Origin of the sequence: Roseomonas elaeocarpi (assembly GCF_042433915.1) — a bacterium.
GTDB classification, from domain to species: Bacteria; Pseudomonadota; Alphaproteobacteria; order Acetobacterales; family Acetobacteraceae; genus Roseomonas; species Roseomonas elaeocarpi.
Window position 1 is genome coordinate 53,751 of record NZ_JBHLUN010000013.1, and the last position, 24,211, is coordinate 77,961.

The window sequence follows — 24,211 nt, forward strand, 5'->3', positions numbered from 1 at the left end:
CTGGCTCAGGCGAGCCGCAGCCGCACGACGTTCCAGGACGCCGCAGGAAGGGTGGCAGTCAGCCGCCCTTGCGCGATCCTGACACCCTCCAGCGCCGCCGGGCTCACCGTGTCCGGCGCGTCCTTGGTGTTGACCGCCGAAAGGTCGTCGTGGCGCAGCTGCCGGGCGAGCGCGACCTCGGTCGCCTGCAGACCGCGCAGCTCGACCTCGAGGTCCAGGCTTTCCTGCAGGTGGCGGTTGAGCAGGAAGAGCGTGACGAAGCCGCCGTCGCGATCATGCACGGCGGCGGATTTCAGGTACGGCACCGTCGGCATGGCGAAGCGGTGCTCCTGCGTGCCGCGCGGGTCGTAGTAGTTCGTGGCGTAGGTTTCCGATTCCACCCGGGACTTCAGCACGCGGCCGCGCCCGAGATTGGACATCTGCGCGAAGGGGTGGAAGATCGTCTGGCGCCAGGCGGGGCCGCCCGTTTCGGTCATGATGGGCGCGATGGCGTTCACCAGCTGCGCCAGGCAGGCCGCCTTGACCCGGTCGGCGTGGTTGAGCAGCGAGATGCAGGCGCCACCGAAGGCCAGCGCATCCCCCATCGTGTAGACCTCCTCCAGGATCCGCGGCGCCACGGGCCAGCCGGGCACGGTGCGTCCTTCCCGCTTGCCGCGCGTGCGGTACCAGACGTTCCACTCGTCGAAGCTCAGCATCAGCCGCCGGTCCGAACGCCGCTCCGCCGCCACCGCGTCGGCGATCGCGACGATCTCGTCGATGAAGCTGTCCATCAGGTCGGCGCTGGCCAGGAAGCTCGGCATGTCGTCGGCGTAGTTGTTCAGGTAGGTGTGCAGCGAGATGAACTCGACATGGTCGAAGGTGTGTTCCAGCACCTCGCGCTCCCACACGCCGAAGGTCGGCATGTTGCGGGCGGAGGAGCCGCAGGCCGCCAGTTCCAGCCGCGGGTCGATCCACTTCATCATCTTGGCGGATTCCGTGGCCACCCGGCCGTACTCCCAGGCCGTCTTGTGTTCCATCTGCCAGGGACCGTCGACCTCGTTGCCCAGGCACCAGAAGCGGATGTCGTGCGGCTTCTCCCAACCATGGGCACGGCGCAGGTCCGACCAAGCCGTGCCGCCGGGGTGATTGCAGTATTCCACCAGGTTGCGCGCCGCGTCGGGCCCGCGCGTGCCGAGATTCACCGCCAGCATCGGCTCGATCTGCGCTTCACGGCACCAGTCGATGAACTCGTTGGTGCCGAAGGTATTGGGCTCGGTCGACATCCAGGCGAGGTCGAGACGGCGCGGCCGCTGCTCCACCGGTCCCACCCCGTCCTCCCAGTTGTAGCCGGACACGAAGTTGCCGCCGGGATAGCGCATGATGGTCGGCGCCAGCTCCTTCACCAGCGCCAGCACGTCCCGGCGGAAGCCTTTCTCGTTGGCCTCCGGATGGCCGGGCTCGAAGATGCCGCCGTAGACGCAGCGCCCGAGGTGCTCGACGAAGGCGCCGAACAGGCGCTCGTGCGTGTCGCCGATGGCGACGTCGCGGTCGATGGTCACGTGCGCCTTCATGGTAGGCTTCCTTCCCTTGATCCTGGTGTTCGCGCGGCAGCCTCGCTGCCTGGGTCGTCCTCTGGGGTGCCCTCGATCGTGAGCACCGCGTCCTTCAGCTGGACCGAGTACGGGTGCGACGGGTGCGACAGCACCGCGCGCGCGTCGCCGGCCTCCACGACTTCGCCCTGGCGCATGATCACGATGCGGTCGCTGATCGTGTAGGCCGTGGCGAGGTCGTGGGTGATGTAGATGATCGACACGCCGAGCCTGTCGCGCAGGTCGCGGAACAGGTTCACGATGGTCATGCGCAGCGAGGCGTCGATCATCGACACCGGCTCATCCGCCACCAGCAGGGCCGGGCCGGGGATCAGCGCCCGCGCGATGGCCGCGCGCTGCAACTGGCCGCCCGAAAGCTCGTGCGGGAAGCGCCCCCGCACCTCGGCGACCGACAGCCCGACCTGTTGCAGCGCCGTTTCGGCGGCTTGTTCCGCCGCCGCCTGACCCCGGGCGCCGGCGAGGTTACGGGCCGTGCTGTAAAGGTAGCGGTCCACCCGGGTCAGCGGGTTGAAGGCCTCGAAGGGGTTCTGGAAGATCGGCTGCACCCGCCGCATGAAGCGCAGCCGCGCCCCGCGGCCCCGAAGCGTGGCCACGTCACTGCCCTGGAACAGGATCTGCCCCTCGCTGGGCGTGCTCATGCCCAGCACCATGCGCGCGAGGCTCGACTTGCCGCTGCCGGACTCCCCGATGATGGCGAAGACCTCCGGCCGCTCCGCCGCCAGCGTGAAGGACACGCCCCGCACGGCCGCGACGCGCCTGCGCGAAAGTAGCCCGCCGCCCGCGTAGGTCTTGCCCACCTCGCGCAGTTCCAGCAGCGCCGCGGTCACGGCAGGATGCCCTGTCGCGCGGCGTGGCAGGCGACGCGGTGACCGGCCTCCAACTCCTCCATCGGTGGCACGACCTCGCGGCACACCGGCATGGCGAGCGGGCAGCGCGGGTGGAAGCGGCAGCCGGGCGGCGGTGAGGCGAGGCTGGGCGGCCGGCCTTCCAGCCCGTGGCGCGGCGCGTCGTCGCCGATCCGCGGCAGGCTGCGGATCAGGTGCGCGGTGTAGGGGTGCAGCGGGCGATGGAACAGCGCCCGCGTCGGCGCTTCCTCCACCAGCCGGCCGGCATACATGATGCCAAGCCTGTCGGTGAGGTTGGCGTGTACCGCCATGTCGTGCGTGACGAACAGAACGGAGGAGCCCATCTCCCGCTGCAGCCGCCGGATCATCGCCAGCACGCCCTTCTGCACCACGACGTCGAGCGCGGTGGTGGGCTCGTCGGCGATAATGAAGTCGGGCCGGCACACGGTGGCCAGCGCGATGGTGACGCGCTGTCGCATGCCGCCCGACAGCTCGTGCGGGAAGCTGTCGAGCACCGCGGGCCTGAGCGACAGGTGGGCGAGGTGATCCTCGACCTGTTGCAGGAAGGCGGGAAGCGGCAGCGCCATGTGGTGCAGGGCGAAGTCGATAAAGGACTGCCGGATCCGGCGCACCGGGTTCAGCACGTTCATGGAGCCCTGCATGATGTAGGACAGGTTGCGCCAGCGCGTCGCCGCCAGATCCTCCGCCGACAGGGCGTAAAGGTTGCGCTCGCCCTGCCCGAAATCGAAGCGCACCTCGCCGCCGACGACGTTGAGCGGCGGACGGATCGCGCGCGCCACCGTCTTGATCAGCGTGCTCTTGCCCGACGAGCTTTCACCGGCCAGGCCGTAGATCTCGTCGCGCCGCACCTCCAGCGTGATGTCATCCACCGCGCGAACCTCGCGCAGCGTGCCGAAGTAGCGCATCTGGTAATAGGCCCGCAGGCCGCGCACCGACAGGACGGGCGTCACGCGCCGCCCCCCATGCGGGCAAGGCGGGAGCGCGGGTCGATATACTCGTTCATCGACACGGCCAGCAGGAACAACCCGATGAACACCGCCACCACCAGCGCCACGGGCGCCGCGATCCACCACCAGATGCCCGACACCAGCGCGGCGTGCTGGTTGGCCCAGTAGATCATGCCGCCGATGGTGGGCGTGTTGACGTCGGTGAAGCCCAGCACCGAGAGCGTGACCTCCAGCCCGATGCTCCAGTTCATGTTGTTCATGGTGGTGGTGAAGACCACCGGCATCACGTAGGGCAGGTGCTCGCGCGTCACGATTTCCCGCGCGCTCATGCCGGAAAAGCGGGACTGCGCCGTGAACTCGCGCGTCTTGAGCGACAATGCGACGGAGCGGATCAGCCGCGCGTCGTAGGCCCAGCCGAGGCAGGCGGCGACGAGGGCCAGCAGCACCCAGCTCATCTGGTCGCGCATCACGAAGTAGAACAGCACCAAGATCGGGAAGATCGGCACCACGATGAAGGTGTCATTCACCGACATCAGCAGCCGGTCCACCGGCCCGCCGGCATAGCCCGCGAAGAGCCCGACGGCGAGCGCGATCAGGCGGCTGATCACGGCCACGGTGACGCCGAACAGCAGCGTGTTGCGGATGGCGGCGCTGAGCTGCCAGAACACGTCCTGCCCGCGCGAGGTCGTGCCCAGCCAGTGCTCCGCCGAGGGCGGCATGTCCGGCGGCACCACGTAAACGTCGAGCGGCGGGTAGGGTGAGACGAAGGACAGCAGCGCCACAACCACCACGGCACCCAGCAGCAGCACGCCCGCGGTGAATTCCCAGTTGTAGCGCAAGAGGTCGCGCAGGATCTTCCACATGCGTCAGCGGGCCTGCACGCGGGGGTCGAGCAGCGGGTAGAGCAGGTCCACCAGCAGCACCGCGAAGGACACCGCCAGGATGGAGATGGTGGTCACCCCGATCACCAGGCTGTAGTCGCCGGCATGCACGGCGGCCACCAGCAGCGAGCCGAGGCCCGGATAACCGAAGACCTGCTCGGTGATGATGGCGCCGTTGAAGATGGCGCCCAGCGTCATTGCCAGCCCGGTCACCTGCGGGGCCAGGGCGTTGCGCATGATGTAGGCGCCCAGGATACGGCGGTGCTTCACCCCGGCGAGCTCGGCATAAACCACGTAATCCTCGGTGACCACGTTGGACACCAGGGAGCGCATCCCCATGAACCAGCCGCCGATGCCCACCAGCACCAGCGAGGCCGCCGGCAGCAGCGAGTGGCGCAGGACGCTGCCGATGAAGTCCGGGCTGAATCCCGGCTGCAATCCCTGCGCGTAGGCACCGGTGATCGGCAGCACCGGCCAGACATAGCCGAACAGGATCAGCAGCACGAAGGCCACGATGTAGTAGGGCACCGGATGCACGCCCATCGCCACGATACCCGCGAACTTCAGCAGCCGGTTGCGCCGGTAGTAGCCGGCCAGCCCGCCCAGCAGGTTGCCCAGCCCCCAGGACAGCACCGTGGCCACCAGCATCAGCCCCGCCGTCCAGGGTAGTGCGCGGCCGATCAGCGTCGAGACCGGGGTGGGAAAGGCCGAGAGAGAGGGTCCGAAATCGCCCACCAGGATGCGCCCCCAGAAAGCGAGCCACTGGTGCAGCGCGCTGCCGCCCGTGCCGTAAAGGTCCTGCAGCGAGCGGCGCATCATGTCGATCGCCTCCGGGCTGGTGGTGCCGAAGGCGGTGGCGGCGGTGACCGTCTGCTCCACCGGATCGATCGGCGTCGCGTGCGTGATCACGTAGGTCACGTTGATGCCGATGAACACCACCAGCACGAACTGCAACAATCGCCGCAGAAGGTAGAGGCCGTAGCCGCGCATGCGTGACGCTCAGGCCTGACGGGGCTTCAGGCGCGAGATCATGTAGCGGGTGTTGCCCCAGTTGGGGACGGGATCGGTGTAGGGGTCTTCCGCGGTTGGATAGCCCGTCCAGTAGGTCGTATCCATCGTGGTGAACACGTTGTAGGCCATCAGCGGGATGATCGGCATCTCGCGCACCATCAGCTTGGCGTAGTCGCGCCCGATCTCCACCACCGAGGGATCTTCGAAGGGCGTGGAGCGCATGCGCTCGATGATCGCGTCCAGCTCCGGGCTCGACCAGCGCTGCCAGTTGCGGAAGGGCTGCGCCTTGCCGGGCGGCGCCACGTATTGCGAGTGCCAGCTGTCGAGGAAGTAGGCGAGGTCGGGATGACCGCCATAGGTCTCGACGCTCCAGGCCATCATGGTCTCGAAGTCGCCGGCGTTGCGGCGGTCGGTCAGGCTGGTGCCCTGTGCCACGTCGATGCGGCTGTCGATGCCGAACTGCCGCCAGTTCTGCGCGATCATGGTGCCGCTGCGCGTCATCACCGGCCGCGTCTCGCCCTCCACCACCACCTTGATCGCGAAGGGCTTGCCATCGGGCGTCATCCAGTTGCTGCCCTGCTTGCGGAAGCCCGCGGCCTCCAGCAGCTCGGTCGCCGCCTGGGTGTTCTGCTTCCACCAGCCGTAGCCGAGCGAGCGCGCGATCTCCGCCGGGTCGGTCGGCACACTGGGGTTGGAGGGGCGCACCAGCGCCGCGATCTGCGCGCCGACTGTGGGGTCGTAGGGCTTGATCCGCTGCTTGCCGGTGTCGAGCTCGAAGGCGCTCAGCCAGTCCTGCAACGGCCCGTGGTAGTCGCGCGGATGCGTGCCGGTGGGCGGCAGCGCGATGGCGGAGATCGTGGCGGCGCCGCGGTAGCCCGCCATCGACACCGCCTTCATGTCGATCAGCAGCGCCAGCGCCCAGCGCACCCGGCGATCGGTGAACATCGGGTTCTGGGTGTTGAAGATCAGCGCGGGCAGGGTGGGATCGGGATGGGCGTAGGGGAACTTCGGGAACCAGCCGCGCAGCTTGTCCGACTGCCGCACCAGCGTGAACATCCCCTCCGGCGCCACGTCGTGCACCACGTCGAGCTCGTGGTTCAGCTGCGCGATGACGCGCTTGTCGGCCGGACCGCCATCGACGTAGGACACGTAGCGCGGCCCGGGCTCGCCGAAGCGGCCGAGCGAGGTGCGCTGCCAGTCGTCGCGCCGCTGCCAGGTGAAGCGGCGCCCTTCAGGGTCGAAGCTGTGCAGCACGTAGGCGCTGAGCGACACCGGCGGGTTGAAGTCGTAGCGCACCGGGTCCGCCACCTTCTCGAACACGTGCTTGGGCATGATCCAGATGGCGTTGAAGCGCACCATGAAGTTGGCGTGGAAGCGCGCGTTGGGTTTCTTGAGCTTGAACACCACGGTGTAGGGGTCGGGCGCGCTGACCTCGTCGACGTTGAGGATCAGCTGCGCGCTCCAGCGCATGCCGGGGTTCTTGATCTGCGTCTCGACCGTGTGCACCACGTCGGCGGCGGTGAACTCGACGCCGTCGCTCCAGTACAGGCCCTGGCGGAGCTTGGCCGTCATCTCGCTGAAATCGGCGTTATAGATCGGCGGGGCGGAAGCCAGCGAGTTGTCGAAGGGCCCGTCGACGCCGCTTTCCGGGTCGATGTACCACAGCGTGTCCATGACGATCTGCTGCAGGCCGTTGTACTGGCTGCCGGCGTTGATGGCCCAGATGTTGAACCAGCCTGCGTTGCGGATCACGCCTTCCGGGTTTTCCAGGATCAGCGTTTCCCGTCGCGGCGGTGCGCCGGGGGTGGCGGCGTTCTGTGCCATGGCCGGCGTGATGGCGAGTGCGATCGGCGTGGCCAGCAGGGACCTGCGGCTGAACGACATGACCAATCCTCCCGTTCCGCCTGTTTCCGGCGGATCTTGAGGATGAGGCTAGGGTTCACCGTTCCATAGCGTCAACCAAATTATCGGTACTGACCTGAAAAACGGGTCCGGTCAGGCAAGGTGCAGGCGCATCACGATGTCCTGGTCGTGATTGCCGAACTTGCGGCCGAAGATGTTGAGGCCGCCGGGATGCTTCGCGCCCTCCTCGATGCCGACGCGCAGGCGGATGGAATGGTGCTCCTCCAGCTTCAGCGCCGCCAGCGTCACGTCGGAGATGCGCAGCCCGTCCAGGAAGGTGCCGTGGTCGTTCACCAGCCAGTTGCACAGCCGACCGTACTGCGAACCTTCCAGCTTCCACCAGCGCGGCGTGAAGGTGCCGCGCTTGTCGCCGTAATCCGCGGGCGAGGTCCAGGTGCCGATCGGCACGCCGTTGATCCGCAGCGAGATGTCGGAAGGCCAGTTCAGGCTGGTGCCCGGCACCTCGGAGGACATCTCCAGGCTGACCTCCACACCGCGGACCGGGGCGCCGAGCAGCTTGGCATTGTTGGGGAACTGGTACTCGACGAAGCCGCGCGAGAACCACAGCAGTGCCGCTTCGACCCGTGCCGGATCAAGAAAGAAATCAGGCACGTCCAACAGCCCGATCACGCCGCTGCCCGAGCAAAGTCCGCAGGGCGCATGCACCTCGCAGGAGGTATAGAGGCCGAGCGGCATCGCCACCTCCACCATGTCGTGGCGTCGCTGCGGGGCGGGACCGTCGAGGCGGATGACGATGTCGTCGAACCTGACCCGGCAGATCTTCTGCTGGCCCTTGGCGGCCTTCACCAGCTCGGTCTCGATCAACCCGCACTGCTCCAGGATCAGCACGTTCGCGGCCACCGTCGATTGCGGCAGGTCCAGCAGCGCGCCGATGCGGTTCACGTTCAGGGGGCCGTGCTGCCGCAGCAGGCGCAGGATCTGCAGCCGCACCGTCGAGGCGAGCCCGCGCAATGCCACGGGATCGGCTTCCGGGATCACTGTCAGGAAGGTGCGGCTCGGTGCACTCGTCATACGTCTGGCCCCGCGGGAAACCTGACGAGTATATCCGGAAAACGGATTTTGTAATGTGCAACCCGGCGGCCAGGCACCCTTCGGAGATGACCTTGCCGGCGTCTCGGGTGTGGAAACGTTGCGGGTTCAGGCAGCGACCCTGAACGTCGGACAAGCCGCTGACCCTTCCGACCGGCGACCATCCCCTGCGCAGAGTGAACTTGCCTGCCGCCGCAACGGACTTAACCTATGTTATATCGCAGCGGTCGCACAATCGAAACCTGACCGGTGACGCGGTGGGGGGAGGCGTGCGGCCGATCCCCGCCTCCGAAGGCGGCGGTGCCCGGACGCCGGGTTGTTGTGAAATTGCAGCTAGCAAAACGTACGGTGCCGGAATATCCCGTCATCCAACACAGGTCCAAGGCAGTTTTCCGCCCATGCCGCAGAAGTCCCTTCCTGGTGGTCAGAACAAGCTTCCGGAGCGGAGAAAGCTGTGGGAGGACGTGACGCTGACCCTGATCCAGTTTCAAGGACATGACCTGCCGCTGAGCCTGGCTGAGCTCGCCGAGCAGACGGGATTGCGCAAGAGCGCACTGTTGCGTGCGCTCGCCACGGCGGAGCAGCGGGGCGACCTCGTGCGCGTCGGCGACTTCGACTGGCGGCGCGGAGCCTAGCCGCAGGCGCTACTTCGGCTCCGGTGCGCCGAGGTCCCGCAGGTTGGGGCGCATGCTGCTGCCGCGCAGCGTTCCCCATTCCTCCTGCCACAGGTCTTCATCATCGAGCACCGCCAGGGCAGCCGGACTGAGAGTGCGGTTGAGTGCTGTCAGGATTGCCTTCGGCATCACCATCACCGCGTCATCGTAGCCCTCGGGGCCGATGATCTCGGCCAGAACCTGGCCGCCTTCGCTGAACAGGATCAGGGTCACGCCATCCTTCAGGAGGTCGCGCGTGGTCCGGAACTCTAGCCGCGCCTTGCTCATCCAATCACACCAGCAGGATTAACTCAGGTTGTGTCGGGCAGAACGGCTCGTCAACCGCGCGACGGGCGGAATGGTCATACATCGCACGAAGATTTCGCCCGGCCAGGAAGACCCGTGGCGGGCGCAACATGGGCGAGGAAAGCCCATGGCCCGCGATGTGGAAGGTGGAGGCTCCTTCCGTTTCCTGTCCGGTCCGCAACCGGGATGCGGTGGTGCGTTTCGCGGCGCCCCTGAACGAGGCGCCGCATCCCCAGCTGGGCCCGCCGTGGCGAGGCTTCAGCCCCCGGCGAAACGCCCTGCCAGATTCTCCAGCCATTCCTGTTGCCCGCTGCGGGGCCTGGGGCCGATGCCGCTGGCCAGGGCGTGCTCCGCTGCCGCCTCCAGGCTGCTGCCGCCTGTCAGGACCGTCTGCCCGAAGGCGCCGTCCCAGCCGGCGTAGCGCTCCGTCCGCGCCTGGTCGATCCGGCCGTCGAGGATGATGCGCTCCGCGATCAGCAGGGCGCGCGCCATGGTGTCGATGCCCCCGACATGGGCGTGCAGCAGGTCCTCGGGCGCGATGCTCTGCCGGCGGATCTTGGCGTCGAAGTTCATGCCGCCGGTGCCCAGCCCGCCGGCGCGTACCACCTCCAGCATGGCGAGCGACAGGTCCTGGGCATTGTTGGGGAACTGGTCGGTGTCCCAACCGTTCTGCGGGTCGCCGCGGTTCATGTCGAGCGAGCCCAGGACGCCGAGCGCCGCGGCGGTGGCGATCTCGTGCTCGAAGGAATGGCCGGCCAGCGTGGCGTGGTTGGCCTCGATGTTGAGCTTCACCTCGCCCAGCAGCCCGTGCCGCGCGAGAAAGCCGTACACGGTGGCCACGTCGCGGTCGTACTGGTGCTTGGTGGGCTCCATGGGCTTGGGCTCGACCAGGATCGTGCCCTTGAAGCCGATGCGGTGCTTGTGCTCCACCACCATGGTGAGGAAGCGGCCGAGCTGCGCGTCCTCGCGCTTGAGGTCGGTGTTGAGCAGCGTGTCGTAGCCCTCGCGCCCACCCCACAGCACGTAGTTGGCGCCGCCCAGCCGGTGCGTCGCCTCCAGCGCGTGCTTCACCTGACCCGCCGCGAAGGCGAAGACCTCCGGATCGGGGTTGGTGGCGGCGCCTGCCATGTAGCGGGGGTGGCTGAACAGGTTCGCCGTTCCCCACAGCAGGCGGATGCCGGTGCGCTGCATCTGCGCCTGCACGCGCTCCAGCACCTGGTCGAGCCGCGCGTTGCTGTCGCGCAGGGTTTCGCCCTCCGGCGCCACGTCGCGGTCGTGGAAGCAGAAGAAGGGCATCCCCAGGCGCTCGAGAAAGGCGAAGGCAGCATCCGCCTTGTTCAGCGCGGACTCCATGGCATCGCCCGAGAACCACGGGCGCCCATGCGTCGGTGCGCCGAAAGGATCGAGGCCGTTGCCCACGAAGCTGTGCCAGTAGGCCACCGCCGGGCGCAGCCAGTCCTCCATGGAACGCCCCAGCACCAGGCGCTGCGCCTCGTAGTAGCGCAGGGCGAAGGGGTTGGAACTGTCGGGCCCCTCGAAGCGGACGGTGGGCAGGGCGTCGAAGAAGGTGCTCATCGTGGACGGCGTTCCTGATCGTATGGTTCACGGCGCGGCGGGCGAGGTGCCGGACGGGTTCAGGTCCCGACCGCAACCCAGGCGGCGTCGCGCCGGGCGGATTCCACCGCCGCCGCGATGAAGTGCATGCCTCGCAGGCCTTCCTCAAGGCCCGGCACCAGCAGGCTCGCCGCGTCGGCGCTTCGCCGTTCCAGCCGCGCGGTGATCTGTTCCGCCACGTCGCGGTAAAGTTGCGCAAAGGCTTCCAGGTAGCCCTCGGGATGCCCCGCGGGGATGCGCACCCCCCGGGCGGCGCCGGGCAGCATCGCGGGGCCGCCGCGCCGCAGCAGCCGCGGCGGCTCCCCGTAGGGCGTGTGCAGGAGGTTGTTGGGCTGCTCCTGCGCCCATTCCAGCCCGCCACGATCGCCGTAGATGCGCAGGCGCAACCCGTTCTCGTGGCCGGGCGCGACCTGCGAGCACCACAGCATCCCCCGCGCCCCGCCCGCGAAGCGCAGCAGCATATGGGCGTTGTCATCCAGCGCGCGGCCCGGCACGAAGCGGCTCAGCTCGGCGCAAAGGCTTTCGCAACGCAGGCCGGTCACGAACTCCGCCAGGTTGAAGGCGTGCGTGCCGATGTCGCCCACGCTGCCCGCGGCGCCGGAGCGCGACGGGTCCGTGCGCCAGGCCGCCTGCTTCTGACCGCTCCCCTCCAGCGGCGTGGTCAGCCAGTCCTGCGGGTATTCCACCTGCACCACGCGCAGCGTGCCGAGCTCGCCGGCCGCCACCATCTCGCGCGCCTGCCGCACCATGGGCGTGCCGGTATAGTTGTGGGTCAGCGCGAACAGGATGCCCGCTTCCCGCACCGCAGCCGCCATCGCTTCCGCGTCCTCGACGCTGTGGGCGAGGGGCTTGTCGCAGATCACGTGGATACCGCGCCCGGCGAAGGCGCGGACCGGTGCGGCGTGCATGTGGTTGGGCGTGACCACGGCCACCACGTCGATGCCGTCGGGACGGGCCGCTTCGCGCTCCGCCATCTCGCGGAAATCCGCGTAGGCACGGTCCGGCGCGATGTGCAGCGCCGCCGCGCTCTCGCGGGCCCGCCCCGGATCGGAGGACAGCGCCCCCGCCACCAGCTCGTAATGGTCGTCCAGCCGCGCGGCGATGCGGTGCACCGCGCCAATAAAGGCGCCCTGGCCCCCGCCCACCATGCCGAGACGTATCCGCCGTCCCAGAACCGTGCCGGCGCTTGCCTCGATCGTCATCTCAGCGGATCCCCAGCAGTGCGCGGTTGGTGTCGCGGTCCACGCCGCTTGCCGCGAAGTCATCGAAGGCGCGGGAGGCGACCTCGATGATGTGCCGCGCGATAAAGGGCGCGCCCTCGGCCGCGCCCTGCTCGCTGCTCTTGATGCAGCATTCCCATTCCAGCACCGCCCAGCCGTTGAAACCGTACTGCGACAGCTTCGAGAAGATGGGGCCGAACTGCACCTGCCCGTCGCCGAGCGAGCGGAAGCGCCCGGCCCGCCGTGCCCAGGGCTGGAAACCGGAATACACGCCCTGCCGGCCGCTCGGCTGGAACTCCGCGTCCTTCACGTGGAACATGCGAATCCGCTCATGGTAGATGTCGATGAAGGCAAGATAGTCGAGCTGCTGCAACAGGAAGTGGCTCGGGTCGTAGAGGATGTTGCAGCGCGGGTGGTTGCCCGTGCGCTCCAGGAACATCTCGTAGGTGATGCCGTCGTGCAGGTCCTCGCCCGGGTGGATCTCGTAGCAGAGGTCGACGCCGGCCTCGTCGAAGGCATCCAGGATCGGCCGCCAGCGCCGCGCCAGCTCGTCGAAGGCTTCCTCGACCAGGCCTGCCGGGCGCTGCGGCCAGGGATACACGAAGGGCCAGGCAAGCCCACCGGAAAAGGTGACGTGCGCCTTCAGGCCCAGGTTGCGCGACGCGCGGGCGTTGAGCCGCATCTGCTCCACCGCCCATTCCTGGCGCGCCTGCGGGTTGTTGCGCACTTCCGGCGCCGCGAAGCCGTCGAAGGCCCGGTCATAGGCCGGATGCACCGCGACCAGCTGCCCCTGCAGGTGCGTGGACAGTTCCGTCAGCTCCACCCCCGCATCGGCCAGGATGCCCTTGACCTCGTCGCAGTAGGTCTTGCTCTCGGCCGCGCGCTTCAGGTCGAACAGCCGCGCGTCCCAGGAGGGGATCTGCACGCCGCGGTAGCCATGCTCCGCCGCCCAGCGGGCGATGTCGGGCAGGCTGTTGAAGGGCGCCGCGTCGTCGGCGAACTGGGCCAGGAAGATGGCCGGCCCCTTGATCGTGCGCATCGTCACCTGTGTCCTCCGGATGTTCCGTACTTCAGCCTTTGACGGCGCCGCTGGTCAGGCCCGCGACGATCTGCTTCTGGGCCACGAGAAAGAAGATCACCGCCGGCACCAGCGTCAGGGTGATGAAAGCCAGGATTGCCGGCCAGTCGGTGGAATATTCCCCGGCGAAATCCATGATCGTGAGCGTCCAGGGATAGGTTCCCGGCGAGTTCAGCAGCGTCAGCGGCAGGAGGTAGCTGTTCCAGCTGTGCACCAGCGAGAAGACCGCCACCGTGGCCAGGATCGGCCGCGACAGCGGCAGCACGATGCGCCACAGGAAGCGGCCGTAGCCGCAGCCGTCCATCACCGCGGCGTCCCAGAGTTCCTCGGGCAGTTGCCGGAAGAAGCCCCAGAGCAGCAGGATCGCCATGCCCAGCCCGAAGGCCGACTGCGGCAGGATCACGCCCCAGGGCGTGTCCAGCAGACCCAGGTTCCGTACGCGGATGAACAGCGGCAGGATCGCGGTGGCCGCCGGAAACAACAGGCCCAGCAGGAAGTAGGAAAACAGCAGCCGTTTTCCCAGGAAACGGATCTGCGCGAAGGCGAAGGCCGCCATCACCGACACCACCAGCGTCAGCAGCACCGTTCCCCCCGACAGCAGCACCGAATTGCCGAGCGACAGCCACAGCCGCCGGCTGGCAAGCGCGGAAAGGTAGTTCTCGAAATACCATTCGCCCGGCAGCCCGAAGGGGTTCACCCGCAGCTCGCCCATGGTCTTGAAGCCGCCCAGCGCCACGGTGACCAGCGGCAGCAGCACGATGCCCGCCACCAGCAGCAGCGACAGGTTCCGCGCGAAGGGAGAGTCCCGGTACATCAGTCGCTCTCCCGCATCACGAAGCGGCGGTAGATCAGCGTGAAGCCCACGCAGACCAGGAACAGCACCACGCCCACCGCGCTGCCGAAGCCGATGTTCATGCGGGTGATGCCGAAGGTGTACTGGAAGCTGACCACGGTGTGCGTGGCGTTGGACGGGCCGCCGCCGGTCAGCGGCATCACCACGTCGAACAGCTGCAGCGCGCCCACCACGGAAAAGAACACGGAAATCCGGATCGCCGGGTAGAGCATGGGCAGCACGATGCGGCGAAAGGCCTGCCAGGGTGTCGCGCCGTCCATCGCGGCGGCCTCGCGCACCTCGGTCGGGATGTCCTGCAGCCCGGCCACGTAGATCATCAGGTGGAAGCCGAAGTACTTCCACACCACCACCACCAGGATGGTGTAGATGGCGAGGTCCGCGTCGGCCAGCAGGAAGGGCGGCTCCATCCCCAGTGCCCGCGCCGCCGCGGCGAGGAGGCCGACATTGCCGTCAAACACGAAGCGCCAGATCAGCCCGGCCGCGACCTCGCCCAGCACGTAGGGCAGGAAAAAGATCGTGCGGAAGACCGTGCTGGCGCGCGAGTTGCGCGACACCAGCACCGCGAGCCAGAGGGCCAGCGGCAGCTGCACGATCAGCGACACCGCCACGATCAGCAGCGTGTTCCAGCCGGCGCTGGCGAAGACGCTGTTGCGGAACAGCAGCTCGTAGTTGCGCCAGCCCACCCAGTCCGTGGGGCTGCCGTAGCCGTTCCAGCGGTAGAAGCTGTACCAGCCCGCCTCGACCACCGGCAGCACCACGAACACCGTGAAGAGCAGCGTGGCGGGCAGAAGGAAGCTGCCCGCCATGGCGTTGCGGCCCAGGGCTTCCCGGCGGGCGTCCCGGCTGGCCCCCCGGGCCTGCCGCCGGGATGGCGCCAGGGTTCCGGCCGTGGCGCCGTCCAGGCTCACTGCTCCATCTCCCAGGCATCCTGGATCTGCCGGCCGACCTCGCGCGGCTGGATACGGCCCACCGCCAGGTCGGCGGAGGTGTCGTTCACCACGCGCCCGACCGAGGGGCCCATCATCTGGTCGTAGAAGTTCTGCACGTAGGTGGCGCGCGACAAGTGGGCCGCCATCTCGCGGAAGATCGGGTTCTTCAGCGCCTCGCCGGCGCCGCGCGCCGCGGGGATGAAGAAGCCGCGTTCCGCCGCTTCGCGCTGGATCGCCGGGCTGGTGTAGAAGCGCAGGAAGTCCACGGCCTCGGGCGGCGCGCCCTTGGTGACCAGGAAGCCGTTGACGCCGCCCACCACGTCGCTGGGATCATCGCGCCCGCCGGGCACGGTGGGGAAGGGCAGCCAGCCCAGGTCGGCGTCTGGGATGCCCTGCTGGTTCGCGCTCTGCGTCCGCTGCGTGTTGACGAACCAGTTGCCCATCACCTGCAGCGCCGCCTTGCCGTCGCCGAACTGGCCCGCCGCCTGCGGCGCGGTGTCGCCGAGGAAGCCGCGCTGAAAGGGCTGCAGGTCGATCAGTTGCTTGAACATCTCGCTGGCGCGCAGGAAGTCAGGGCCGTCGAAGCCGCTCTTGCGGGTCATGGCGTTCTCGAAGCCCGCGCGGCCGCCGATGCGCAGCGCCAGGCCCGACCAGAACATGTTCAGCGGCCACTTGTCGGAACCGCCCGCCGTGAAGGGCTGGATGTTCGCGGCCTTGAGCTTGCGCACCGCCTCCAGCAGCCCGTCCCAGGTGCGCAGGCTGTCGGGCTCCACCCCCGCCTGGGCCAGCAGGCGGCGGTTATAGAACAGCGCCACCATCGACTGGTGCGAGGGCGCGCCGTAAACGTGCCCCCCGTCGCTGAGCGCTTCCACCGCGGCCGGGTTCAGGTCGTTGGCCCAGTCGCCGCGCATCTTGTCGGTGATGTCCTGCAGCAGCCCGGCCTTGGCCTGCGCGAACATCACGCCGCCGCCCCAGGTGTAGATCAGGTGCGGCCGCTCGCTGGACTGCAGCATCGTCGTCAGCTTGGCCTTGTAGGGCTCACCCGACATCACCTGGATGTCGACATGGGTTCCCGGATGGGCGGCCTCGTAGCGGCGCGCGACGTCGCGCTGCCACACGGTGGTTTCCGGCGTGTTTTCCGAGATGAACCAGCGTACCGTCGTGTCGGCGAGTGCCGGAAGTGCCGTGAACGCGAGCGTCGTGCAGACGGCCGCAGCGCGGAGCCAGCCAAGCATCGTTCCTCCCCGGACGCCGTCGAGGGCGCCTCGTTTATTTTGCATTCCGTAAAAACCATGATGGCGCCGGTGCTGGAGCGTCAAGGGAAATCTGCGATCCTCGGTCTTAGCTCCAATCTTATTTTAGGTTGCCGAATTTAATGCCTTGACGCTGCCGTGGGCGCGGCAGAATCCTGGCCGCGTGGAAGAACACGCGACATCCGCATGAAGACGGCCGATCCCGAGTTCATGCGGGCCATCAACCGCTACCACGTCATCGACGCGATCCGGCGTGCCGGGCCCATCGCGCGCGTCGGGATCACCGAACGCACCGAGCTCAGCCCCGCCACCGTATCCGCCATCACCGCCGCGCTGATCGAGGAAGGACTGGTGCAGGTGCAGCGGCTCCCCTCCAACGGCGACGCGGCGCGCGGCCGCCCGCGCGTGCTGCTGGACCTGAACGGTGCCGCCTATACCGTGGTCGGCGTGAAGCTGTCGGCGCATCGCATCGGCGTCGCGGTGACCGACGCGCGGGGGGAGCCGCTGGCGGAGCTCGTGCTGCCGCTGCGCGTGTCCCGCCAGTCGCCCGGCGTCGTGGCCGACCTGGTGGAGGACGGCGTGCGCCGCTGCGTCGCCGATGCGGGCCTGCGCATGGAGCAGATCAGCGGCATCGGCATCGGGTTGCCGGGCGTGATCGACGGCAACACCGGCGTGTCGCACTGGAGCCCCGTGCTGGGCCTGTCGCCCGTTCCCTTTGCCGAGGCCGTGGCGCAGCGCCTGGGCACGGCGGCGATCCTGGAAAACGATGCCGGGCTGGTGGCGCTGGCCGAGCACTGGTTCGGGCACGGGCGCGACCTGTCGGACTTCGCCGTGGTGACGGTGGAGAACTCGCTGGGCCTGGGCCTGATCGTGGACGGGCGCCTCCATCGCGGCGCGCACGGCGTGGGGCCGGAGCTCGGCCACGTGAAGGTGGTGGCCGGTGGCCGCCCGTGCCGCTGCGGCCAGCACGGCTGCCTCGATGCCTACGCCTCGGACTGGGGGCTGCTGCGGCTGGGCGAGGAAGCGGGGCTGCTGCTGCCCGGCGACGACACGCCGGAGCGGATCGCTCTCCTGGTCGAGCGCGCCCTGGGCGGCGACCCGGCGGCGGCGGCGCTGTTCCGGCAGGCCGGCAGCCTCCTGGGCCTCGCCGTGGCGAACCTGATCAACCTCCTCAACCCGCCACGGATCATCCTGACGGGAGAGGGGCTGCGCGCCGGCGCGCTGCTGCGCGAGCCGTTGCTGGAAGCGGTGGCGGCCAACGTCCTGCCGACGCTGCGCGAAGCCAGCGAAATCCTGTTCCACGCCTGGGGCGACGAGATGTGGGCGCGCGGTGCGGCCACCATCGTGCTGCGTCGGATCTACGAGGCGCCCTGGAACAACGCGGCCTGAAGCTGGCCGGACAAAGTTCGGGCCGGAGCAAACCGGCCTGAAACAACGCGGCCCGAAGCGGCCCGGAAGGGAAGGAGATATTCATGGAGGCTGTCAGGATCGGCCTGATCGGCTGCGGCAATATCAGCGCGGCCTACCTGCGCGGGGCGGCCTTCTTTCCCGAGCTGCGCGTCACCTGCTGCGCCGACGCCAACCCCGACCAGGCGCGCCGCCGTGCCGAGGAATTCGGGCTGCGTGCCGTCACCGTGGAGGAGCTCCTCGCCGACAGTGAGGTCGAGGTCGTGCTCAACCTCACCACGCCGCAGGCCCATGTTCCCGTGGCGATCGCCGCGCTGGAACACGGCAAGCACGTCCATACCGAGAAGCCCTTCGCCACCTCCACCGCCGAGGGGCGCCGCCTGCTCGAAGCCGCGAAGGCCACGGGGCTGCGCGTCGGCAGCGCGCCCGACACCTTCCTGGGCGGCGCGCACCAGACGGCGCGCAAGCTGATCGACGACGGCGCGATCGGCGCGCCGCTGTCGGGCACCGCCTTCATGATGAACCATGGGCACGAGCACTGGCATCCCGACCCGCGCTTCTACTACGCGGCGGGCGGCGGGCCGATGTTCGACATGGGGCCCTACTACCTGACCAACCTCGTGAACCTGCTGGGGCCGGTGGCCAAGGTCGTGGGCGCCACGACCTCGGGCTTCCGCGAGCGTACGGTCGGCAGCGGCCCGCGCACCGGCGAGGTGGTGCCGGTGGAAACGCCCACCCACGTCACCGGCCTGCTGCACTTCGCGAGCGGCGCGGTGATCGCGATCACCACCAGCTTCGACGTCTGGCAGCACCGCCACGGCAACATGGAGATCTACGGCACGGAAGGCTCGCTGGTGGTGCCCGATCCCAACCGCTTCGGCGGCACGGTGTCGCTGGCCAAGCGGCGCGAGGCCTGGGCGGACGTGCCACTGTCGCACGGCTACGCCGACGGCAACTTCCGCATCATCGGGCTGGCGGACATGGCGCGCGCCATCCGCACGGGTCGTCCGCATCGCTGCGACGCGGCGCTGGGCTTCCACGTGCTGGAGGTCATGGAAGCCTTCGAGCGCTCAGGCCGCGAGGATCGCGCCATCACGATCGAGAGCCGCTGCGAACGCCCGGCGGCCCTGCCGCCGCGCTCGGCACTGGGCGAACTGGACTGAGGGAGAAAACACCATGAGCAAGCAGGCATTGATCGTTTGGGGCGGCTGGCCCGGTCACCAGCCCGGGGAATGCGCGGCCGTGATCGGCGGCATGCTGCGCGAGGAAGGCTTCGAGGTGGTGACCGAGAACACCACCGAAGCCTTCACCGACCCGTCGTTGCGCGACTTCAGCCTGATCGTGCCCATCGTCACGATGTCCACGATCGAGAAGGAGGAGATCGAGGGCCTGAGCGAGGCCGTGCGCTCCGGCGTCGGGTTGGCCGGCTTCCACGGCCAGATGGGCGACAGCTTCCGCAACGAGGTGAAGTACCAGTTCATGGTGGGCGGCCAGTGGGTCGCGCATCCGGGCAACATCATCGACTACACCGTCCAGGTGACGCGGCCCGACGACCCGATCATGGAGGGGATCACCGAGTTCCCCTATCATTCCGAGCAGTACTACATGCACGTCGACCCCAACAACGAGGTGCTGGCCACCACCACCTTCCGCGGCGACCACTGCGCCTGGATCGACGGCCACGTCATGCCGGTGGTGTGGAAGCGGCGGCACGGCGAAGGGCGGGTCTTCTATTCCTCGCTGGGCCACGTCGCGGCGGAGTTCGAGGTGCCGCAGATGCGCACCATCATGCGCCGCGGCATGCTGTGGGCCGCCAGGGGGTGATGATCACCGGGGGCCGGGCTGCCCGCCTTTGTGGCGGGGATGCGCCGGCCCCGGGATGGCGTCCCGGCGTTGCGGGCCGAGGTGATCCTAAGATTCAGGGTGCAAGCAAGCTGTCCGGCGGGAGACTGCCGGCCGGTTCTGCGTTTCGGGGTGAGGCAATTTCTGGCTGACCGGGCGTGCCCAGGTTTTGCTCAGATGACACGTCCCTCTCTGGACCGTCACGACCGTAGGCGGTCACTCGGCATCATCAGAAAAATGAGGGAAATCAATCTCGACTGGAGCGGGCGAAGGGATTCGAACCCTCGACCCCAACCTTGGCAAGGTTGTGCTCTACCCCTGAGCTACGCCCGCATTCCGTCGGTGAGGGGCGTATGCCATGCCCCCTCCGACCCGGCAAGAGGCTCCTCGGCAGTTTTTTGCATGGCCCCGAACGGCGGCGGCTGCGATCACCATTCCCTGACCGTTGGACGCGGCCGCCACCGCACAACCGCCCATTGCGTCCTGGCGGGGCAGTCGCATCTATGGACCCCTGCAACCTGTAGGAACCGCCCCGAAGATGGACACGATCCTCGACCCCAACCGTCCCGCCGCGGGCGGCGGCGCCCCCGCCGACGCCATCCGCGACGGCGATCAGTCGACCTTTATGCAGGACGTCATCGAGGCCTCGCAGCAGACGCCGATCCTGGTGGACTTCTGGGCGACTTGGTGCGGCCCCTGCAAGCAGCTGACGCCGACGCTGGAAAAGGTGGTCCGCGCCACCGGCGGCCGGGTGAAGCTGGTCAAGATCGACATCGACAAGAACCAGGCCCTGGTCCGGCAGCTGGCGCAGATGGGGCTGCCGCTGCAGTCCGTGCCGACCGTGGTGGCCTTCTGGCGCGGCCAGATCGCCGACCTCTTCCAGGGCGCCCTGCCCGAGAGCGAGGTGAAGAAGTTCGCCGAGGCGCTGCTGAAGCTGGCCGGCGGCCAGACCCCCGCGGCCGACCTGCTGGGCGAGGCCAAGGCCGCGGTCGAGGCCGGCGACCACGCCGAGGCGCTGCAGCTCTTCGGCCAGCTGGTGCAGGCCGAGCCCGAGAACCCGGAGGCCTTCGCGGGCGTGGCCCGGGCGCTGATGGCGCTCGACGAGGAAGATCAGGCGCAGGCCGTGCTGGCCCAGGTCCCGGCCAAGATCGCCAACCATGCCGAGATCGCCTCCGTGCGCGCCGCGCTGGAACTGGCGGTGCAGGGGCGTGAGGCGAGCGCCAAGCTGGGCGAGATCGAGCGCCGCGTGGCCGCCGATCCGGACGACCATGCCGCGCGCATCGAGCTCGCCGTGGCGCTCAACGCCGCGGGCGACAAGGACGGCGCCGCGGAGGCCCTGATGGCCGCGATCCGTCGCGACCGGGACTGGAACGACCAGGCGGCGCGCAAGCAGCTGCTGAAGTTCCTGGAGTCCTGGGGCTTCGCCGACCCGGCCTCGGTTGCCGCGCGCCGCAAGCTGTCCACGCTGCTGTTCAGTTGACGAGGTCCTGCTGACCTACCAGGGAGCGCCCCCCAGGATGCCCGCCTTCCACCCCCGGCCCGACAGCCTGCCGGAGGAGATCGCGGTGTTTCCCCTCACCGGCGCTCTCCTGCTGCCGGAAGGAAGGCTGCCGCTCAACATCTTCGAGGGGCGCTACCTGAACATGGTGCAGGACTGCCTGGGCGCCGGGCGGTACCTTGGCATGATCCAGCCCGACGGCAGCGCGCCCGCCGAACCGGCGCTGCCGCCGCCGCTGTTCCGGATGGGCTGCCTGGGCCGGATCGCCTCCTTCGCGGAAACCGAGGACGGGAGGCTGCTGATCACCCTGGTGGGGGTGATCCGCTTCCGCGTGGCGGCCGAGCTGCCGCTCCACCGCGGCTACCGCCGGGTGCGGGCGCGCTACGAGAACTGGCTGCACGACCTCGACCTCGGGGCGCCGCAGCCGCCGCTCGACCGGGCCGCGCTCACCGCCGCCCTGCGGCCCTACTTCGCGCATCACGGCATCGAGGTGAACTGGGAGGCGATCGAGGGCGTGCCCGACCGGCTGCTGGTCAGCACGCTGGCCATGGTCTGCCCCTTCGAGCCGAGCGAGAAGCAGGCGCTGCTGGAAGCCTCGCTTCCGGAGGAGCGGGCCGATATCCTGCTCGCCCTGCTGCGCATGGGCATCCAGGATGGCGGCAGCGGCACCCGCCGGCCAAGCTGAGCGGGCGGGTGGCCGGAACGGGATCACCCGGGGCGGGCACCACCCGGGCGGGAACGGCCCCGGAGGCGGGGAATCACGGAAGCGGGGATTGCCCCCACCGTGCCGCCTGAACCAAGTTGCGCGAACGATTTGCCTGAGCGCCGGGGTCGCACGCCGCGTCCTCCGTGCCGAGAGTGAGACATCATGAGCGACAGCAATCCTTCCCACAGCTCCGCCGCGCAGCCGGGCGGCACCCAGGCCCCGGTGGACCCGCGCCTGCTGGAAATCCTGGTCTGCCCCGTCACCAAGGGACCGCTCCGCTACGACCGCGAGAATGGCGAGCTGGTGAGCGAGCAGGCCGGCCTGGCCTATCCGATCCGCGACGGCATCCCGATCATGCTGCCCGACGAGGCACGCCGCCTCGACGGCTGATGCGGCGCGCGATGACCGAAGCTCCCACCGAGGTCCGCCTCCGCCGCGCCGAGCGGGCGCTGGAGGTCGCCTGGCCCGACGGCGCGCGCCATCGACTGCCGGCGGAATACCTGCGGGTGGAAAGCCCCTCCGCCGAGGTGCAGGGACACGCGCCCGACCAGAAGCGCACCGTGGCGGGCCGGCGGCACGTCGGCATCATGCGGCTGGAGCCGGTGGGCAACTACGCCCTGCGGATCCTCTTCGACGACCTGCACGACACCGGCATCTACAGCTGGGCCCTGCTGCGCCAGCTGGGCGAGGAGCAGGAGGATCGCTGGCGGGCCTACGAGGCCGCGCTGGCGGCGGAGGGCCTCAGCCGCGACCCGCCGGCCCGGCGCCCTGCCGGCTCGGCGGTCAATCTGCCGAGATCGTCATGCGCCGGCCATGAAGCGGTTGCATCCAAGCACCACGATCCGACGTAGAACGATCGTCCTGGCCGTCCATCCCACCCGGGAAACGCACAACAAGGGCCTGGAACCAAGGAGCGTCGCATGACCGGATCAGCATCCCGCAGGGTTCTTCTTCTCGGCACGCTTCTGGCGGGGCTGCCCCTGCTGGGCCTCCCGGCCGCGGCGCCCGCCCGGGCCCAGGGCACCACCGCCGCGGCGCCCGCCACCCCGCCGGTGCGGATCCGCGGCACCATCACGGCGGTGACCGACAAGACGCTGAGCGTCACCACGCGTGCCGACGAGAAGCTCGAGGTCGCCCTGGGCGATCCGCTCTCGGTCACCTCGCCCAAGCCCGTGGCGCTGGCCGACATCAAGAGCGGCGACTATCTTGGCATCGTGGGCGAGCCCGGCCCCGACAACACCCTGCGCGCCCGCGCGGTGGTGGTCTTTCCCGAGGCGATGCGCGGCACCGGCGAGGGTCACTACCCCTGGGACCTGCCCGGCACCAGCATGACCAACGCCACCGTCAGCGCCGTGGTCTCGGCCAGCCAGGGCCGCACCCTGACCATGAGCTACAAGGGACAGGAGGTGAAGATCGAGGTGCCGCCCGACACCCCGATCGTGACGCCCGTCCCGGCCACCCGGGCCGACCTCAAGCCGGGCGCGGCCGTCATGCTCACCGCCACGCGCGACGCGGCCGGACACCTGTCCGCCAGCCGCGTGAACGTGGCCAAGGACGGCGTGAACCCGCCCAACTGATGTCCGACGCCGCCGAGACCGCCGCCAACGGGGCCACCAACGGGGCGGCCGGAACCCGCCCGCGCCGGGAGCGGCGCGGCGCGCCCCGGCCGCCGGCGAAACCCTTTCCCTGGCTCGACCGGGGAGGGCGGTTCTCGCCCTTCAAGTCGGCGGTCTTCGCGCTGACGATCCTGCCGGGGCTCCTCACCGGGGTGCGCTGGATCGTCGGTGATCTCGGTGGCGAGCCCTACATGGAGGCCACCCATCAGACCGGCCTCTGGGCGATCCGCTTCCTGCTGATCTCGCTGGCGGTGACGCCGCTGCGCTACCTGCTGGACTGGCCGGGCGTGGTGGTGCTGCGGCGGATGCTGGGCCTGGCCGGCCTCGCCTACGCGCTGGTGCATTTCCTGCTCTACGTGATCGACCAGAAGTTCAACCTGTTCCACGTGGTCAGTGAGATCGTGCTGCGCCTCTACCTCACCATCGGCTTCGTGGCGCTGGCGGGCCTCTGCGTGCTAGGCTGGACCTCCACCGACGCGGCGCTGCGCCGGATGGGGCGCCGCTGGAAGCAGCTGCACCGCCTCGTCTTTCCCATCGTGGTGCTGGCCGCGCTGCACTTCTACATGCAGAGCAAGGTGGACGTGAGCGAGGCCGTGATGGTGAGCGGCTTCTTTCTGTGGCTGGTGTTCTGGCGCCTGCTGCCCGCCACCCGCCGCGCCAGCATCCCCGTGCTGCTGCTCCTGGTGCCGGCCGCGGCCCTCGGCGCCGCGGCGCTGGAATATGCCTGGTACGCCCTGGCCACCCGCGTCCCCGCGATCCTGGTGCTGAAGGCCAATCTGGGCTTCGACCTCGGGCCGCGTCCGGCGGTCTGGGTGGCGATGGCCGCCGTGGTGGCGGCGCTGCTGCCGCTCTGGCCCCGGCTGCGCCGCCGCGTCTCCCCCACGGGCCCCGCCACGGCCTGACGGATACCGCCGTCCTGGCCCGGGCGCGCCCGAAGGGGCGCCCCGCTGGCCCCGGATGAGGTTGGTCCGTTGCGTGCTCCGAACAGCC

Annotated in this window: 24 protein-coding genes and 1 tRNA gene; 10 read left to right on the top strand and 15 right to left on the bottom strand. The window is 69.1% G+C overall.

The annotated features are described in order from the left end of the window. Positions 1-5: 5 nt before the first annotated feature. The 7 genes from arfA to ACFFGY_RS17815 form a co-directional block, all read right to left on the bottom strand. Entirely contained in the window at positions 6-1,550 is a 1,545-nt protein-coding gene (gene arfA, locus ACFFGY_RS17785; RefSeq protein ID WP_377045863.1) for an arabinosylfuranosidase ArfA, read from the bottom strand. Beyond that, positions 1,547-2,416, bottom strand: a complete 870-nt coding sequence (locus ACFFGY_RS17790; RefSeq protein ID WP_377045864.1) for an ABC transporter ATP-binding protein — start codon at positions 2,414-2,416, stop codon at positions 1,547-1,549. Before ACFFGY_RS17790 ends, arfA begins: the two co-directional genes overlap by 4 nt. Beyond that, on the bottom strand, positions 2,413-3,405 hold the full coding sequence (locus tag ACFFGY_RS17795) for an ABC transporter ATP-binding protein (protein WP_377045865.1): 993 nt from the start codon (positions 3,403-3,405) through the stop codon (positions 2,413-2,415). The genes ACFFGY_RS17790 and ACFFGY_RS17795 overlap by 4 nt, the downstream gene beginning before the upstream one ends. Next, complete coding sequence (locus ACFFGY_RS17800; RefSeq protein ID WP_377045866.1) at positions 3,402-4,265, bottom strand: ABC transporter permease; 864 nt, start codon at positions 4,263-4,265, stop codon at positions 3,402-3,404. The genes ACFFGY_RS17795 and ACFFGY_RS17800 overlap by 4 nt, the downstream gene beginning before the upstream one ends. Before the next feature lie 3 nt (positions 4,266-4,268). Further along, the gene (locus tag ACFFGY_RS17805) at positions 4,269-5,273 is read right to left on the bottom strand and encodes an ABC transporter permease (protein ID WP_377045867.1); all 1,005 of its coding nucleotides are present in this window, start codon (positions 5,271-5,273) and stop codon (positions 4,269-4,271) included. A 9-nt stretch (positions 5,274-5,282) separates the two neighbouring features. Beyond that, positions 5,283-7,178 (bottom strand): ABC transporter substrate-binding protein, encoded by a 1,896-nt coding sequence (locus ACFFGY_RS17810; protein WP_377045868.1) that lies wholly within the window; start codon positions 7,176-7,178, stop codon positions 5,283-5,285. Between the two features lie 111 nt (positions 7,179-7,289). Beyond that, positions 7,290-8,228: an ArsR/SmtB family transcription factor gene (locus tag ACFFGY_RS17815; protein ID WP_377045869.1), complete on the bottom strand. Its 939-nt coding sequence runs from the start codon at positions 8,226-8,228 to the stop codon at positions 7,290-7,292. Positions 8,229-8,644: 416 nt separating this feature from the next. Here ACFFGY_RS17815 and ACFFGY_RS17820 point away from each other — a divergent pair, with 416 nt between their 5' ends. Continuing rightward, entirely contained in the window at positions 8,645-8,881 is a 237-nt protein-coding gene (locus ACFFGY_RS17820; RefSeq protein ID WP_377045870.1) for a helix-turn-helix domain-containing protein, read from the top strand. Between the two features lie 9 nt (positions 8,882-8,890). Here ACFFGY_RS17820 and ACFFGY_RS17825 read toward each other — a convergent pair whose 3' ends face one another. From ACFFGY_RS17825 to ACFFGY_RS17855, 7 genes are all read right to left on the bottom strand, one after another. After that, entirely contained in the window at positions 8,891-9,187 is a 297-nt protein-coding gene (locus ACFFGY_RS17825; protein ID WP_377045871.1) for a hypothetical protein, read from the bottom strand. 276 nt (positions 9,188-9,463) lie between these two features. Next, on the bottom strand, positions 9,464-10,780 hold the full coding sequence (gene xylA / locus ACFFGY_RS17830) for a xylose isomerase (protein WP_377045872.1): 1,317 nt from the start codon (positions 10,778-10,780) through the stop codon (positions 9,464-9,466). A 59-nt stretch (positions 10,781-10,839) separates the two neighbouring features. Continuing rightward, positions 10,840-12,021, bottom strand: a complete 1,182-nt coding sequence (locus ACFFGY_RS17835; RefSeq protein WP_377045873.1) for a Gfo/Idh/MocA family protein — start codon at positions 12,019-12,021, stop codon at positions 10,840-10,842. Between the two features lies 1 nt (position 12,022). Further along, positions 12,023-13,078 carry a sugar phosphate isomerase/epimerase family protein gene (locus ACFFGY_RS17840; protein WP_377045874.1) on the bottom strand — a complete coding sequence of 352 codons (1,056 nt, stop codon included), beginning with the start codon at positions 13,076-13,078 and terminating at the stop codon, positions 12,023-12,025. Between the two features lie 31 nt (positions 13,079-13,109). Continuing rightward, positions 13,110-13,931: a carbohydrate ABC transporter permease gene (locus ACFFGY_RS17845; RefSeq protein ID WP_377045875.1), complete on the bottom strand. Its 822-nt coding sequence runs from the start codon at positions 13,929-13,931 to the stop codon at positions 13,110-13,112. Then, a complete protein-coding gene (locus ACFFGY_RS17850; RefSeq protein ID WP_377045876.1) occupies positions 13,931-14,878 on the bottom strand; it encodes a carbohydrate ABC transporter permease in 948 nt (315 codons plus the stop codon). The genes ACFFGY_RS17845 and ACFFGY_RS17850 overlap by 1 nt, the downstream gene beginning before the upstream one ends. Next, positions 14,875-16,134 (bottom strand): ABC transporter substrate-binding protein, encoded by a 1,260-nt coding sequence (locus tag ACFFGY_RS17855; RefSeq protein WP_377045877.1) that lies wholly within the window; start codon positions 16,132-16,134, stop codon positions 14,875-14,877. Before ACFFGY_RS17855 ends, ACFFGY_RS17850 begins: the two co-directional genes overlap by 4 nt. A 204-nt stretch (positions 16,135-16,338) precedes the next feature. Between ACFFGY_RS17855 and ACFFGY_RS17860 the strand changes: the two genes are divergently transcribed. The 3 genes from ACFFGY_RS17860 to ACFFGY_RS17870 all read left to right on the top strand — a co-directional run bounded on the left by ACFFGY_RS17860 (position 16,339) and on the right by ACFFGY_RS17870 (position 19,383). Continuing rightward, entirely contained in the window at positions 16,339-17,541 is a 1,203-nt protein-coding gene (locus tag ACFFGY_RS17860) for an ROK family transcriptional regulator (protein WP_377045878.1), read from the top strand. An 83-nt stretch (positions 17,542-17,624) separates the two neighbouring features. Beyond that, positions 17,625-18,722, top strand: a complete 1,098-nt coding sequence (locus tag ACFFGY_RS17865; protein ID WP_377045879.1) for a Gfo/Idh/MocA family protein — start codon at positions 17,625-17,627, stop codon at positions 18,720-18,722. A gap of 13 nt (positions 18,723-18,735) precedes the next feature. Next, complete coding sequence (locus ACFFGY_RS17870) at positions 18,736-19,383, top strand: ThuA domain-containing protein (RefSeq protein WP_377045880.1); 648 nt, start codon at positions 18,736-18,738, stop codon at positions 19,381-19,383. A gap of 276 nt (positions 19,384-19,659) precedes the next feature. Here ACFFGY_RS17870 and ACFFGY_RS17875 read toward each other — a convergent pair. Then, a tRNA-Gly gene (locus tag ACFFGY_RS17875) sits at positions 19,660-19,734 on the bottom strand. Positions 19,735-19,939: 205 nt separating this feature from the next. Between ACFFGY_RS17875 and ACFFGY_RS17880 the strand changes: the two genes are divergently transcribed. The 6 genes from ACFFGY_RS17880 (at position 19,940) to ACFFGY_RS17905 (ending at position 24,123) form a co-directional block, all read left to right on the top strand. Beyond that, positions 19,940-20,881 (top strand): tetratricopeptide repeat protein, encoded by a 942-nt coding sequence (locus ACFFGY_RS17880; RefSeq protein WP_377045881.1) that lies wholly within the window; start codon positions 19,940-19,942, stop codon positions 20,879-20,881. Between the two features lie 37 nt (positions 20,882-20,918). After that, on the top strand, positions 20,919-21,584 hold the full coding sequence (locus tag ACFFGY_RS17885; RefSeq protein ID WP_377045882.1) for an LON peptidase substrate-binding domain-containing protein: 666 nt from the start codon (positions 20,919-20,921) through the stop codon (positions 21,582-21,584). Positions 21,585-21,767: 183 nt separating this feature from the next. Beyond that, entirely contained in the window at positions 21,768-21,995 is a 228-nt protein-coding gene (locus tag ACFFGY_RS17890; protein ID WP_377045883.1) for a Trm112 family protein, read from the top strand. A gap of 11 nt (positions 21,996-22,006) precedes the next feature. Next, positions 22,007-22,456, top strand: a complete 450-nt coding sequence (locus ACFFGY_RS17895; RefSeq protein WP_377045884.1) for a gamma-butyrobetaine hydroxylase-like domain-containing protein — start codon at positions 22,007-22,009, stop codon at positions 22,454-22,456. A gap of 69 nt (positions 22,457-22,525) precedes the next feature. Next, the gene (locus ACFFGY_RS17900; RefSeq protein ID WP_377045885.1) at positions 22,526-23,182 is read left to right on the top strand and encodes a hypothetical protein; all 657 of its coding nucleotides are present in this window, start codon (positions 22,526-22,528) and stop codon (positions 23,180-23,182) included. Then, a complete protein-coding gene (locus ACFFGY_RS17905) occupies positions 23,182-24,123 on the top strand; it encodes a protein-methionine-sulfoxide reductase heme-binding subunit MsrQ (protein ID WP_377045886.1) in 942 nt (313 codons plus the stop codon). Before ACFFGY_RS17900 ends, ACFFGY_RS17905 begins: the two co-directional genes overlap by 1 nt. Positions 24,124-24,211 lie beyond the last annotated feature (88 nt).